11 protein-coding genes are annotated in these 14,191 nt (G+C 68.8%); 8 read left to right on the top strand and 3 right to left on the bottom strand.

Features of this window, described 5'->3' with window-relative positions:
• The first annotated feature begins 208 nt into the window (after positions 1-208).
• Positions 209-2,719, top strand: a complete 2,511-nt coding sequence (cckA, locus tag NPA30_RS11370; protein ID WP_256802788.1) for a cell cycle histidine kinase CckA — start codon at positions 209-211, stop codon at positions 2,717-2,719.
• Here cckA and NPA30_RS11365 read toward each other — a convergent pair.
• Both NPA30_RS11365 and NPA30_RS11360 read right to left on the bottom strand, forming a co-directional pair.
• Positions 2,697-3,632: a pseudouridine-5'-phosphate glycosidase gene (locus tag NPA30_RS11365; protein ID WP_256802787.1), complete on the bottom strand. Its 936-nt coding sequence runs from the start codon at positions 3,630-3,632 to the stop codon at positions 2,697-2,699. The two genes, cckA and NPA30_RS11365, sit on opposite strands and share 23 nt — an antisense overlap.
• Positions 3,622-4,602 (bottom strand): PfkB family carbohydrate kinase, encoded by a 981-nt coding sequence (locus NPA30_RS11360; protein WP_256802786.1) that lies wholly within the window; start codon positions 4,600-4,602, stop codon positions 3,622-3,624. The genes NPA30_RS11365 and NPA30_RS11360 overlap by 11 nt, the downstream gene beginning before the upstream one ends.
• Before the next feature lie 155 nt (positions 4,603-4,757).
• Here NPA30_RS11360 and recA point away from each other — a divergent pair, with 155 nt between their 5' ends.
• The 4 genes from recA (at position 4,758) to NPA30_RS11340 (ending at position 9,532) form a co-directional block, all read left to right on the top strand.
• Positions 4,758-5,834: a recombinase RecA gene (gene recA / locus NPA30_RS11355; RefSeq protein WP_256802785.1), complete on the top strand. Its 1,077-nt coding sequence runs from the start codon at positions 4,758-4,760 to the stop codon at positions 5,832-5,834.
• 205 nt (positions 5,835-6,039) lie between these two features.
• On the top strand, positions 6,040-8,700 hold the full coding sequence (gene alaS / locus NPA30_RS11350) for an alanine--tRNA ligase (RefSeq protein WP_256802784.1): 2,661 nt from the start codon (positions 6,040-6,042) through the stop codon (positions 8,698-8,700).
• Positions 8,701-8,782: 82 nt separating this feature from the next.
• The gene (locus NPA30_RS11345) at positions 8,783-9,058 is read left to right on the top strand and encodes a hypothetical protein (protein WP_256802783.1); all 276 of its coding nucleotides are present in this window, start codon (positions 8,783-8,785) and stop codon (positions 9,056-9,058) included.
• Positions 9,059-9,532, top strand: a complete 474-nt coding sequence (locus NPA30_RS11340) for a PIN domain-containing protein (protein WP_256802782.1) — start codon at positions 9,059-9,061, stop codon at positions 9,530-9,532. It abuts the gene before it with no gap.
• Positions 9,533-9,594: 62 nt separating this feature from the next.
• Here the strand turns inward: NPA30_RS11340 and NPA30_RS11335 are convergent, their stop codons facing one another.
• Positions 9,595-10,812: an NADP-dependent isocitrate dehydrogenase gene (locus NPA30_RS11335; protein ID WP_256802781.1), complete on the bottom strand. Its 1,218-nt coding sequence runs from the start codon at positions 10,810-10,812 to the stop codon at positions 9,595-9,597.
• Positions 10,813-10,952: 140 nt separating this feature from the next.
• Here NPA30_RS11335 and NPA30_RS11330 point away from each other — a divergent pair, with 140 nt between their 5' ends.
• The 3 genes from NPA30_RS11330 (at position 10,953) to murI (ending at position 14,077) form a co-directional block, all read left to right on the top strand.
• Positions 10,953-12,449: a carboxylesterase/lipase family protein gene (locus tag NPA30_RS11330; protein ID WP_256802780.1), complete on the top strand. Its 1,497-nt coding sequence runs from the start codon at positions 10,953-10,955 to the stop codon at positions 12,447-12,449.
• A 72-nt stretch (positions 12,450-12,521) separates the two neighbouring features.
• Entirely contained in the window at positions 12,522-13,295 is a 774-nt protein-coding gene (locus NPA30_RS11325; RefSeq protein ID WP_256802779.1) for an RNA methyltransferase, read from the top strand.
• A complete protein-coding gene (gene murI, locus NPA30_RS11320; protein ID WP_256802778.1) occupies positions 13,292-14,077 on the top strand; it encodes a glutamate racemase in 786 nt (261 codons plus the stop codon). Before NPA30_RS11325 ends, murI begins: the two co-directional genes overlap by 4 nt.
• Positions 14,078-14,191 lie beyond the last annotated feature (114 nt).

Below are 14,191 nucleotides of genomic sequence, written 5' to 3'. Positions count from 1 at the left end.
TTCCCGGGCATTGCGACCGGGCGCCGGTCACCGGGGTGGAGAGGACGGCGGATGATCGGATGCTTGCGGCCCCATCTTCGCCCAAGCTTCGTCGCGCAGCGTCGGCCCGGCGTCGAATCGAGGAATGCGCGGCGGCGCCGGGGGTTTGCGACGTCGCTTCCGCGTGCGAAGCACGGTATATGGGGTCCGGTGCACAATGGCGGTTGAAATGGCGAACAGGCCTCTCGTCGATCGAAGCGCGAGCGCCGGCGGCATCCGGCGCCTGCTGACTCTCGGCGGCTTCCTGTTTCTTCTGGCCGCCGGCCTCGCCCTGTTCGGCAACTCGTTCGGCGACCGGGCCCTCCTCATCATCTTCGGCTTGCTCGCGGTGATCGGGATGCTCGCCATCTTCGCGATCTGCCTCGGGCTGCTGCAATTCGCCGGCCGGACCGGCGACGGCTCCATCGCCCGCGCCTTCGTCGAGGCGCTGCCGGTCGGCACGCTGATCGTCGATCGCAAGGGGCGGGTGATCTACGCCAACCGCGCCTATGGCGACATCACCGGGGCGAGCGAAGCAGCGGAGGTGCGCACCATCGAACGGCTTCTGGCGCGCGAGCCGGACGCCTCCGAAGCGATCTACCGCCTCGCCAACTCGGCGCGTGACAGCCGCGCCGGGCAGGAGGAGTTCCGCCTCGCCCGCGCCATTGCCGGAAGCGATCCGACGCCGCACTGGTATCGCGCCTCGGTCCGTCCCCTCGACGGCGACCGGGCGAGCCTGCAGGCGTGGCAGATCGCCGACATCACCTCCGAGCGCGAGGAGCAGGAGACCTTCTTTCGCGACCTGCAGCACGCGATCGATTATCTCGACCGGGCGCCGGTCGGGTATCTGGCGACCGACGACGAGGGCCGGCTGATCTACATCAACGCCACGCTCGCCGAGTGGGTCGGTCTCGATCTCGTCAGCTTCCGGCCGCGGGTCCAGGCCTTCAGCGATCTTCTCACGCAGGATGGGCGGACCGGGGTGGAAAAGGAACTCGCCGACCTTGCGCCTGGCGAGATCCGCCGCGTCGAGGCCGACTTCGTCACCGGCACGGGCCAGCGGATGCCCGTGCGCATGCTGTGCCGGACAGAGGCGAGCGGCGGTGCGCCGCGCGGCGCCCTTCGCGCCGCGATCCTCAAGCGCAGTGTCGGCAACGGTGACGGGGACGCGCTTCAGGCGGCCGAAATCCGGTTCACCCGCTTCTTCAATTCGTCGCCGATGGCGATTGCAGCGATCGACGGCGACGGCCGCGTGGTGCGCGCCAACCCGGAGTTCGCCCGCGTGTTCGGCGCAGGCGCGGCGACCGGCGAGACGGCGATCACCGAGGCGATCCGGGAGGCGAACCGCGACGCGCTGCGCCATGCACTGGCCGCCGTGGTGAGCGGCAAGGCGGGTACGCCCTCGATCGACACCGAGACGCTCGGCGAGCCGTCGCGCTCGGTGCGGCTCTACATGAGCCCGATCTCCGACCTGCCGGACAGCTCCGGCGAGATGGCGATCATCTACGGCGTCGACATCACCGAGCAGCGGGCGCTGGAGGACCAGTTCGCCAAGAGCCAGAAGATGCAGGCGATCGGCAATCTCGCCGGCGGCATCGCGCACGACTTCAACAACGTCCTGACGATCATCACCGCTTCGGTCGACTTCCTGCTGCTCAACCACCGCACCGGCGACCCGAGCTTCCAGGACCTTCTCCTGATCAAGCAGAGCGCCAACCGCGCCGCCTCGCTGGTGCGCCAGCTGCTCGCCTATTCGCGCCGCCAGACCATGCGGCCGAAGATGCTGAACCTCACCGACGTGATCGCCGACATGCACCTTCTCCTGAAGCGGGTGAGCGGGGACCATGCGGCGCTGGAGCGTCAGCACGCGCGCGACCTGTGGCCGGTCATGGCCGACATCGGCCAATTCGAGCAGGTGATCACCAATCTCGTTCAGAACGCGCGCGACGCGATGCCGGACGGCGGCACGATCACCATCTCGACGCGCAATCTGCCGTCCGCCGAAGTCAAGGGCTTCAACTATCCGGAGCTGACCGAGGGCGACTACGTGCTCGTGGAGGTCGCCGACACCGGCACCGGCATGCCCGCCGAAGTCGCCGAGCGCATCTTCGAGCCCTTCTTCACCACCAAGGAGATCGGCAAGGGCACAGGCCTCGGGCTGTCGATGGTCTACGGCATCGTCAAGCAGTCGAACGGCTTCATCTTCGTCGATACGCGCGACGGCGAGGGCACGACCTTCCGCATCTTCCTGCCGCGGCACGTGCCAACCGAGCTCGCTCCGGCGCGGGGCGACGCTGCGCCGCCGTCGGCCGACGCCCGCACCGACCTCTCCGGCACCGCTTCGATCCTCCTCGTCGAGGACGAGGACCATGTGCGGGCTGGCAACGTACGCGCCCTGAAGATGCGCGGCTACGAGGTGCACGAGGCCTCCTCCGGCCTCGAGGCGCTGGAGCTGATGCAGGAGATCGGCGAGACGATCGATCTCGTTGTGTCCGACGTGGTGATGCCGGAGATGGACGGCCCGACGCTCCTGACCGAGCTGCGCAAGGACTGGCCGGACCTGAAGTTCATCTTCGTCTCCGGCTATGCCGAGGACGCCTTCGCCAAGAACCTGCCGGACGGCATCAAGTTCGGCTTCCTCGCCAAGCCCTTCTCGCTGCGCGATCTGGCTTTGGCGGTCAAGTCGGCGCTGGACGAGTAGCGCACGTCAGCGCCACGGCGATCCCCGCCGCCACGCTGGCGTTGTGTTCGACCAGCGCGATGTTGGTCTTCAGCGAGCGGCCGCCGCTGAGCTCGAAGATCCGGCCGAGCAGGAAGGGCGTCACCGCCTTCGCCGCGATGCCCGCCGCATCTGCGTCGCGGAGCGCCTGCTCGATCCAGGCTCCGACGGTTGCGGGATCGAGGGCATGCTCCGGCGGTACGGGGTTGGCGACGAGCATCCCGCCGGCGAGGCCGAGCGCCTGGCGCGCCCGCTGGAAGGCGGCGACTTCCGCCGCGGTGTCGAGACGCAGCGGCGCCGGCAGCCCCGAACTGCGGCACCAGAAGGACGGAAACTCCGTCGTCCGGAATCCAACCACGGGTACGCCCTCGGTCTCGAGAACTTCGAGCGTCTTCTTCAGGTCCAGGATCGCCTTCGCGCCGGCGGCGACGACGATCACCGCGCTGCGCGCGAACTCCTTCAGGTCCGCCGAGACGTCGAAGCTCTCGGCGGCCCCCCGGTGCACCCCGCCGATGCCGCCGGTGGCGAAGACCGCGATGCCGGCCCGCGCCGCGGCGATCATCGTCGCGGCCACCGTCGTCGCGCCGGTGCGCCCCGTCGCCACGGCATAGGCAAGGTCGGCGCGCGACAGCTTCAGGACGTCCTTCGCTTGCGCGAGCGCCTCCAGCTCGCCGGCCTCGAGCCCGATCGTCACTCGACCGTCCAGCACCGCGATCGTCGCCGGCACGGCGCCGGCCTCGCGCACGATCGCTTCGACCCGGCGCGCCATGCGCAGATTGTCGGGCCAGGGCATCCCATGGGTGATGATGGTGGATTCGAGCGCCACCATTGGACGCCCCGCGGCACGGGCGGCCGCGACCTCCGCATTCATGCGGAACGGAAGCTCAGCTGTCATCTCGGGTCTCTCCGGGCTGTACGGGCGGGGCAAGCCGTGCCGCGAAGCGCTCGGCCTGCGCGGCGAAGCCCGGCGTGGTCGCCGGCAAGCCGCATATCAGAAGACAGGAGGCGGCCACACCGAGCGCCGCCGCCTCGGCGAGAGGCATGCCTCGACAGACGGCCTGGAATGCCGTGCCGGCGAGGCAGTCGCCCGCGCCGGTGACGTCGGCGACCGCGCCGAGCGGGGGTGGCGCGAGCAGGCGCACCGCACCGTCCTCCAGGACGGCCAACGGATGTGGGCCGTCGGTGACCACCGCGCGGCGCACGCCGAGCGCGGCAAGGCGCAGCGCAAGATCGGCGGGGGCCATCGCCTCGCGCGCCTCGGTTCTGGCGAGCACGGCCGCCTCGGCCCTCGAGACGAAGAGGAGCGACAGCGCCGGCAGCAGGGCGGCGAGCCGTCCGACCTTCGCTGGCGAGACGCCGATCGCGGCCACCGGACGCCCCGCCGCCCCCTCGACGACGGCCTCGAGGGTCGCCACCGGCAGATTGGCGTCGACGAGGAGGCTCGGTGCGGCGGCCAGCGCTTCACGGATGTGGCGGCGCTGGAGAAGGCGCGGCGAAATCAGGTCGTAGAGCGCCATGTCGGCGACGCCCGCGACGAGCTCACCGCGGTCGTCGAGGATGGCGGTGTAGCTCGGTGTCGCGCGGTCGAGCCAGGTGGTGGCGAGGTCGGCGATGCCGGCGGCGGCCAGCGTCTCGGCCACCCGCTCGCCGTCCGCATCGCCGCCGCGCGCGCCGATCAGGCCGACCGGCGCGCCGAAGGCGCGCATGGCCGACGCTGCGTTCAAGCCGGCGCCGCCTACCGACACCTGCAGGCGTCCGGGATTGGAGGCGCCGGCGCGATAGGGCTGCGCCGACCGCGCCCGGCGATCGACGTGTCCCGCGCCCACCACGACCGCAGGGTGCGCCGCGGATGCCGCGCCGCTCACGCGCCGCGCCCTACGTCCACGCGGGAACGTCGCTGCGAACAGAGACGAGAACAGATCGGGATCATCGCTTGCCACATGAGAACAAATACGGTACGAAAGCTGCAGGCGCAGCGCGATTGCGTTGCTCTATCCCGCATGGAATAAGGGCGTCTCGCATGGCACAGAACACGCTTCGTCTCGTAGAGGATAGATCGTTGGACAAGGACAAGGCTCTCGACGCCGCGCTGTCGCAGATCGAGCGTGCGTTCGGCAAGGGCTCGATCATGCGGCTCGGCGCCAACGAGAAGATCGTCGAGATCGACACGGTGTCCACCGGCTCGCTCGGCCTCGACATCGCGCTCGGCATCGGCGGCCTTCCGAAGGGCCGCATCGTCGAGATCTACGGCCCGGAAAGCTCGGGCAAGACGACGCTGGCGCTGCACACGGTCGCCGAGGCGCAGAAGAAGGGCGGCATCTGCGGCTTCATCGACGCCGAGCATGCGCTCGACCCGGTCTATGCCCGCAAGCTCGGCGTCGACCTCGAGAATCTGCTGATCTCGCAGCCGGATACCGGCGAGCAGGCGCTGGAGATCGCCGATACGCTGGTGCGCTCCGGCGCGATCGACGTCCTCGTCATCGATTCCGTCGCCGCGCTGACGCCGCGGGCCGAGATCGAGGGCGAGATGGGCGAGTCGCTGCCCGGCATGCAGGCGCGCCTCATGAGCCAGGCGCTGCGCAAGCTCACCGGCTCGATCAGCCGTTCCAAGTGCATGGTGATCTTCATCAACCAGATCCGCATGAAGATCGGCGTGATGTTCGGCTCGCCCGAGACCACCACCGGCGGCAACGCCCTGAAGTTCTACGCCTCGGTCCGTCTCGACATCCGCCGCATCGGCGCGATCAAGGACCGTGACGAGGCGGTCGGCAACCAGACCCGCGTCAAGGTGGTCAAGAACAAGCTCGCGCCGCCGTTCAAGCAGGTCGAGTTCGACATCATGTATGGCGAGGGCGTCTCCAAGACCGGCGAGCTCGTCGATCTCGGCGTCAAGTCGGGCATCGTGGAGAAGTCGGGCGCCTGGTTCTCCTACAACAGCCAGCGCCTCGGCCAGGGCCGCGAGAACGCCAAGCAGTTCCTGCGCGACAACCCGGACGTCGCCCAGGAGATCGAGCTGGCGGTGCGCCAGAATGCCGGCCTGATCGCCGAGCAGCTGCTCGACAAGGGCGGCGAGGAGGGCGGCGAGGCCGACGAGTAGACCTCAGCGCCGCGCGTTCGTTCGAAAAAGCCGCCCGGCCGCCGCCGGGCGGCTTTTTCGCGTCCGGTGGGCGGGTCGGCTGGCGGCATCCGGCACGGCTTGCAAGCCGCGGATGCAATGGACAGCACCGCCGCCCGCCGTTAAAACCCGCGTTCCGCGCGGCATGTCGCGCGCGTCGCAGCTCCGAACATCGAAGGCTTTCAGCATGAGTGGCGTCAACGAGATCCGGTCGACCTTTCTCGACTTCTTTGCCCGCAATGGGCACGAGAAGGTCGCATCGTCGCCGCTCGTGCCGCGCAACGACCCGACGCTGATGTTCACCAACGCCGGGATGGTGCAGTTCAAGAACGTCTTCACCGGCCTCGAGACCCGTCCCTACAGCCGCGCCACGACGGCCCAGAAGGTGGTCCGCGCCGGCGGCAAGCACAACGATCTCGACAATGTCGGCTACACCGCGCGCCATCACACCTTCTTCGAAATGCTCGGCAACTTCTCCTTTGCCGACTATTTCAAGGAGCAGGCGATCGAACTCGCCTGGACGCTGATCACCCGCGAGTTCGACCTGCCGAAGGATCGGCTGCTCGTCACCGTCTATTCGGAGGACGAGGAGGCCGCGGGGCTGTGGAAGCGCATCGCCGGCTTCTCCGACGACAAGATCATCCGCATCCCGACCTCCGACAACTTCTGGACCATGGGCGACACCGGCCCCTGCGGCCCGTGCTCGGAAATCTTCTTCGACCAGGGCGAGAGTGTGTTCGGTGGACCGCCCGGCAGCCCGGACGAGGACGGCGACCGCTTCCTCGAGTTCTGGAACCTCGTGTTCATGCAGTTCGAGCAGGTCGACAAGGCGACGCGCGTCGACCTGCCGCGTCCGTCGATCGACACCGGCATGGGGCTCGAACGGATGGCGGCGATCCTGCAGGGCGTCCAGTCGAACTACGAGATCGACCTGTTCCGCCGACTGATCGCGACGGTCGAGGACGTCATCGGCTCGAAGGCCGAGGGCGCGCAGGCCGCGAGCCACCGGGTGATCGCCGACCACATCCGCGCGGCCGCCTTCCTGATCGCCGATGGCGTCCTGCCGTCGAACGAGGGCCGCGGCTACGTGCTGCGGCGGATCATGCGGCGCGCCATGCGCCACGCCAAGCTGCTCGGCGCGCGCGAGCCGGTTCTCTACCGCGTCCTGCCGACGCTGGTCGCCGAGATGGGCCGCGCCTATCCGGAGCTGGTGCGGGCCGAGGCGCTGACGACCGAGACGCTGAAGCTCGAGGAGAAGCGCTTCGGGCAAACGCTCGACCGTGGCCTATCGCTGCTGACCGAGGCGACCGAGGGCATGGGCAGCGGCGACAAGCTCGCCGGCGACACCGCCTTCCGCCTCTACGACACCTACGGGTTTCCGCTCGACCTGACGCAGGACGCGCTGCGCCCCCGCGGGATCGCGGTCGATCTCGACGGCTTCAACAGCGCGATGGAGCGCCAGAAGGCCGAGGCCCGCGCGAGCTGGGTTGGCTCGGGCGAGGCCTCGTCCGACGCGATCTGGTTTCCGATCCGCGAGCGGGTCGGCGCCACCGAATTTCTCGGCTACGACACCGAGAGCGCCGAGGGCGTCGTCCTCGCGCTCGTGGTGGACGGCAAGGAGACACGGGCGGCGGGTGCCGGCACGGCCGTTTCGGTGATCCTCAACCAGACGCCCTTCTACGGCGAGTCGGGCGGTCAGCTCGGCGACACCGGCGTCTTGCGCGGCGAGGGCGTGGTGGTGACGGTCGAGGACACGCAGAAGGTCGCGAACGGCCTGTTCGTCCATCGCGGACATGTCGCGCAGGGGGAACTCGCCGTCGGTGCGGCGCTCGAACTCGTCGTCGATCACGCGCGCCGGACCAAGATCCGCGCCAACCATTCGGCAACCCACCTTCTGCACGAGGCGCTGCGCGAGGTTCTCGGTACGCATGTCGCGCAGAAGGGATCGATGGTCTCACCCGACCGGCTGCGCTTCGACTTCTCGCACCCCAAGCCGATGGAGGCGCCGGAACTCGCCGCGGTCGAGCGGCTCGCCAACGGCGTCGTCCTGCAGAACGCGCCGGTCGAGACGCGGCTGATGGCGGTCGACGACGCCATTGCATCCGGCGCCATGGCCCTGTTCGGCGAGAAGTACGGCGACGAGGTCCGCGTCGTGTCGATGGGCGCGGCGGAGGAGGGGGAGAAGGCCGGCAAGACCTACTCGGTCGAACTCTGCGGCGGCACCCACGTCCGGGCAACCGGCGACATCGGCCTCGTGCGGATCCTGTCGGAAAGCGCCGTCGGCGCCGGCGTGCGCCGCGTCGAGGCGCTGACCGGACAGGCCGCGCGTGATTATCTCACTGAACAGGACGCGCGCGTGCGCCGCATCGCGGCGGCGCTGAAGGTGGCGCCGGGCGATGCGGCCGAGCGCGTCGAGGCGCTTGTCGACGAGCGCCGGCGGCTGGAGCGCGAGCTCGGCGAGGCGAAGAAGAAGCTGGCGCTTGCCGGCGACGGGAGCCAGGTAGGCGCCCCGGCGACGCGTCAGGTTGCTGGGATCAGCTTCCTCGGCCGCGTGCTGGAGGGCGTCTCCGGCAAGGACCTCAAGGGCCTCGTGGACGAGGCCAAGGCCGGGCTCGGCTCGGGCGTCGTCGCCTTCGTCGGCGTCGCCGACGGCAAGGCGAGCGTCGTCGTCGGCGTCACGCCCGACTTGACCGACAAGCTCGACGCGGTGGCGCTGGTGCGCGCGGCGGCCGAGGCGATCGGCGGCAAGGGCGGCGGCGGGCGCCCCGACATGGCGCAGGCCGGTGGGCCGGAGGCCGACAAGGCGGGCGAGGCGGTCGCCGCGGTCGAGCGGGCGCTGGCCGGCTGACCGCAACCCTCTATCGGTCTTCCGCACTTCCGATCTCACCGCTACATTCTGTGGTCGATCGATAAGGCGCGAAGGATCGAACATGGACGCCAAAGACGCCGTCAAGGCCGCGAAAGCCTATGTCAGCGACCTGCTGCAGGACGAGCAGATCCGTGACCTCGGTCTTGAGGAAATCGAGTTCGATGGCTCTGCGGCCGCCTGGAGCATTACCCTCGGCTTTTCCCGTCCCTGGAGTAGCACGAATTCGGTCGCTGCCTTGCTTCGCGACGCGCACGCGCGCCGTGACTACAAGGTGGTGAAGGTTCGGGACGAGGACGGGACCGTGGTGTCGCTGAAACAGCGAGAGTTCGCACAGTGAATGGCGCGGATTCCGCTCGTTCTCGACAGCAACCTTTTGCTGCTCCTGACCGTCGGTCTGGTCGGAGTCGAGCACATCGCGAGACACAAGCGCCTTCGCGCCTATGACGCAAAGGACTTTTTGATCCTTTCCGAGCGAGTTCGGCAGTTCTCGGGACTAATCCTCTGCCCAAACGTTGCGACGGACACTTCAAACCTCATCCGTCACGCGGATCGGCCCTTGAGCAGTCGATATGGGGAGATGCTCCGCGCGTTGTTTGCGAGTTCCGAGGAGCAGTTTGTCGCCACCGTCCACGCCGCCGGACGAGCCGAATATGCGCGCCTCGGCGTCACTGACGCTGTGCTGCTCCGCATGGCGGAAACCGGGGCATATCTGTTGACGGCGGATCTGGAGCTTTATATCGCCGCGCTCGCTGGAGGGTTGCCCGCGGAGAACTTCGCGCACCTGCAGGCTCTTCGCGCAGATTATCAGTAGCCTTACCGACTGCTCTCAATGTCGAGCGCCGTAACAACTGACGGCGCTCGACATGGATTCGATCAGCCCTTGGCCATCGCCGCCTGCAGGTTGGCGTCGATCTTGTCGAGGAAGCCGGTGGTGGAGAGCCAGGGCTGCTCGGGACCGATGAGGAGCGCGAGATCCTTGGTCATCGAGCCGCTCTCGACCGTCGAGATGCAGACCGTCTCCAGCGTCTCGGCGAAGTGCTTCAGATCGTCGTTGCCGTCGAGCTTGCCACGGTGCGCGAGGCCCCGGGTCCAGGCGAAGATCGAGGCGATCGGGTTGGTCGAGGTCTGCTGGCCCTGCTGGTGCTGGCGGTAGTGCCGGGTCACCGTGCCGTGGGCGGCCTCGGCCTCGACGGTCTCGCCGTCCGGCGTCATCAGGACCGAGGTCATCAGGCCGAGCGAGCCGAAGCCCTGCGCCACGATATCGGACTGCACGTCGCCGTCGTAGTTCTTGCAGGCCCAGACATAGCCGCCCGACCACTTCAGCGCGGCCGCCACCATGTCGTCGATCAGGCGGTGCTCGTACCAGAGCTTCTGCGCCTCGAACTTCGTCTTGAACTCGGCGTCGTAGATCTCCTGGAAGATGTCCTTGAAGCGCCCGTCATAGGCCTTCAGGATCGTGTTCTTGGTGGAGAGGTAGCAGGGCACGCCGCGCTGGAGCGAGTAGTTGAACGAGGCCCGCGCGAAGTCCTTGATCGAGTCGTCGAGGTTGTACATCGCCATCGCGACGCCCGAGCCTGGTGCGTCGAACACCTCGTGCTCGATCGTCTGGCCGTCCTCGCCGGTGAACTTGATGGTCAGCTTGCCCTTGCCGGGGAAGCGGAAGTCGGTGGCGCGGTATTGGTCGCCGAAGGCGTGGCGGCCGACGATGATCGGCTTGGTCCAGCCCGGCACCAGGCGCGGCACGTTCTGCATGATGATCGGCTCGCGGAAGATCACGCCGCCGAGGATGTTGCGGATCGTGCCGTTCGGCGAGCGCCACATCTTCTTCAGGCCGAACTCCTGCACCCGCGCCTCGTCGGGCGTGATCGTGGCGCACTTCACGCCGACGCCGATCGACTTGATGGCGTTCGCCGCGTCGACGGTGATCTGGTCGTCGGTCTCGTCGCGCTTCTGGATCGACAGGTCGTAGTAGTGAAGATCGACGTCGAGGTAGGGGTGGATCAGCTTGTCCTTGATGAACTGCCAGATGATGCGCGTCATCTCGTCGCCGTCCAGTTCCACCACCGGATTTTGGACTTTGATCTTCGCCATGCGTTAGTTCCTTCCTGATAGAACGGACGACCGTCGCGGCGCCGAGCGCCGCCTACTCCTGCAGCGGATGCGGCGGGCTATAACACCGCATCCGCTGCAGGCAAAGCGTTCGCGGGGGCAGCCAGGGGACCGGTTCGGGCATGTTGGAGGCGTTTGCGTTCAGTACCACCGTGACCGTCGATGCCCCGTGCGGGATCGTGTCCGGGCGTGAGCGCGACGGCGTCAGCGAGTTTCTCGGCATTCCCTATGCGGAGCCGATCGCCGGTGACAGGCGCTTCGCGGCGCCGGTCCCGAGGCGACCGTTCACGCGGGGCTTCAATGCCTTGACCTACGGCATGGCCGCGCCGCAGCGCCGCGCCTTGCCCGAGCCCTGGGCGCAGCTTCTCGGCTCGGTCTGGAGCTTCGGCGAGGACTGCCTCAACCTCAACGTCTGGACCCCGGGCGTCGACGGGCGTCGGCCGGTGCTGGTCTTCGTCCACGGCGGCGGCTTCGTGCTCGGCGCCGGCGCGCAGTATCCGGGCGGCGACCTCGCCCGCCGGGGCGACGTGGTCGTGGTCACCCTGAACTATCGGCTGGGTCTTATCGGCTTCAACGGCTTTGCCGAACTCTTCCCCGACGACGAACGCTTCGTGCCGAATGCCGGGCTGCTCGATCAGCGGTTGGCGCTCGAATGGGTGCGCGACAACATCGAGGCGTTCGGCGGCGATCCGGGAGCGGTGACCCTGATGGGCGAATCGGCCGGGGCGGCCTCGGTCGGATTCCATCTGCTGCACCGGCCATCCTGGCCGCTGTTTCACCGGGCGATCCTGCAGTCGGGCGGCATCAACCTGTTCCATTCGCGTGCGCGGGCTGCCGCGGTGGCGCAGGACGTCCTGCGGGTGCTCGACCTCGGCAAGGACCCGGCGCCGCTCTTGAAGCTGCCGACGCGGGCCTTCGGTCGTGTTGCCCAGGCTCTTTCGCGCGCGCATGCGGGCATCCCGTCGCGGCCTTACCTCGACGGAGCGCAGGTCCCGGAGCGCCCTCTGGCGCGTCTCTACGCGGAGACCTCGCCGGTGCCGCTCATCGTTGGCACCAATCGCGACGAGTTCTCCTTCTTCAGCGACCTGCCGGTGATGCCGCTGGAGGCCGATCGGCAGGCCCTGACGGCCTGGGTCGCCGCGATTGCGGGAGAGGCGCGCGCCGCGCGGGTGGCGGCGGCCTATCCGGCCGGGCACGAGGGCGACGTCGCCTTCGGCACCGATCTTCTGTTCCGGATGCCGGCGCAGCATCTCGCCGAGGCCCATGCGGCGCGTGCGCCGACCTATGCCTATCGCCTCGACTGGGGCCTCAGGGGCGTGCTGTCCAATCTCGGCGCGACGCATTCGGTCGATCTGCCGCTGCTGTTCGATGACTTCGCCCGGCCGTTCCGCAGTGCCTATTTCGGGCTGATGCCGGATGGCGAGCGGCGCGACCTCTCCGACCGGATGAAGGCGCACTGGCTCGCCTTCGTCCGCGATGGCGCGCCCGCGCTGGGGTGGCCGCGCTACGACCGGGACCGGCGCCGCACGCTGGTGTTCGACACGCGGGACAGCATCCTCGCCGACCCCGACCAGGCACGGCGCGAGGCCTGGGACGGGATCGACAGCCTGACGGACTGAGGGACTGCGGCGCCGCAGCCCTTGGCCGCCCTCCGGGTTCGGAGTATCAGCCGCCCGCAAAGGAGCTTTGTCTTGGCTGGTACCGATCACAGTGTCGCGCCGATCGCGCGGGGGCCTTCCATCGTTCTCGTCGAGCCGCAGCTCGGCGAGAACATCGGCATGGTGGCGCGGGCGATGGCCAATTTCGGCCTCGCCGACCTGCGGCTGGTGAACCCGCGCGACGGCTGGCCGAGCGACAAGGCGCGCGCCGCGGCGTCCCGCGCCGACCACGTGATCGACGCCGTCCGCCTCTTCGATACGGTCGAGGCGGCGGTCGCCGATCTGACCTACGTGCTTGCGACCACGGCGCGGCCGCGCGACAGCTTCAAGCCGGTGCGCGGGCCGGACGAGGCGGGCCAGGAGCTGCGCAGCCGCGTCGAGGCCGGGCAGGCCGGCGGCATCCTCTTCGGGCGCGAGCGCTTCGGCCTGTCGAACGAGGAGGTGGGGCTCGCCGACGAGATCGTCACCTTTCCCGTCGATCCGGCCTTCGCCTCGCTCAACATCGCGCAGGCGGTGCTGCTGATGAGCTACGAGTGGATGAAGTCCGGCCGCGGCGAGAACAGCCGTCCGCGCTTCGTCGCTCCGGAGGTGGCGCCCGCAAGCAAGGACGACCTGCACCGCCTGTTCCACCATCTCGAGGACACGCTGGACGAGGTCGGCTACTTTTATCCGCCGGAGAAGCGGGAGGTGATGGTGGCCAATCTGAGGACGATGCTGACCAAGGCCGGCTTCGCCGAGCCGGAGGTTCGCACGCTGCGCGGCGTGCTGAAGTCGATCGACCGCGCCCTCGGCGAGCACCGCTCGTGAGCGACCGGCCGGTCATCGTCTTCGATTCCGGGATCGGCGGCCTCACCGTCCTGCGCGAACTGCGGGTGGTGATGCCCGACCGGCGCTTTCTCTACGTCGCCGACGATGCAGGCTTTCCCTATGGCGACTGGGAGGAGGCGGCGCTGGTGGAGCGCATCGTCGCATTGTTCGACGACCTTCTTACCGAGTACGATCCGGCGCTGGCGGTGATCGCCTGCAACACCGCCTCGACGCTGGTGATGCCGGCGCTCCGCGCGCGCTTCTCCATTCCGTTCGTGGGAACCGTGCCGGCGATCAAGCCCGCAGCCGAACGCACCCGGTCGGGCCTCGTCAGCGTGCTCGCGACGCCGGGCACCGTGCGCCGGGACTACACGCGCGGGCTGATCGACCAGTTCGCGCGCGAGTGCCACGTCCGGCTCGTCGGCTCGGCACGGCTCGCTCCGATGGCCGAACACTTCCTGCGCACGGGGACCGTCGATCCCGAGGAGCTTCTCGCCGAGGCGGGAGACTGCTTCCTCGAGCAGGCCGGTCAGCGCACCGACATCGTCGTGCTCGCCTGCACGCACTATCCCTTCCTTGCCAACGCGCTGCGCAAGGTCGCGCCCTGGCCGGTCGACTGGCTGGACCCGGCCGAGGCGATCGCCCGGCAGGCGCTGAAGCTGCTGCCCGAGCCGCCGGCGACACTGCCAGAGGGCTTCGATCGCGTGATCTTCACCTCCGGGAGTGCCGACCATGCGACGCGACGCTTGCTGCACGGGTTCGGGCTCGAGACGGCGGCGTGAAACCCTCTCCCGCATGCGGGAGAGGGTGGATGCGCGCGGCAGCGCGCAGAGGGTGAGGGCGGTGGCGGAGACGTTGCCGTAAGTGTCCGCGCCCCCTATCGCCTGCCGGCACCT

The sequence above is a fragment of the Mangrovibrevibacter kandeliae genome (assembly GCF_024519155.1).
Lineage (GTDB): Bacteria > Pseudomonadota > Alphaproteobacteria > Rhizobiales > Rhizobiaceae > Mangrovibrevibacter > Mangrovibrevibacter kandeliae.
Note: the sequence above shows the minus strand (reverse complement) of the source record. Positions and strands in the feature narration are given on the sequence as shown.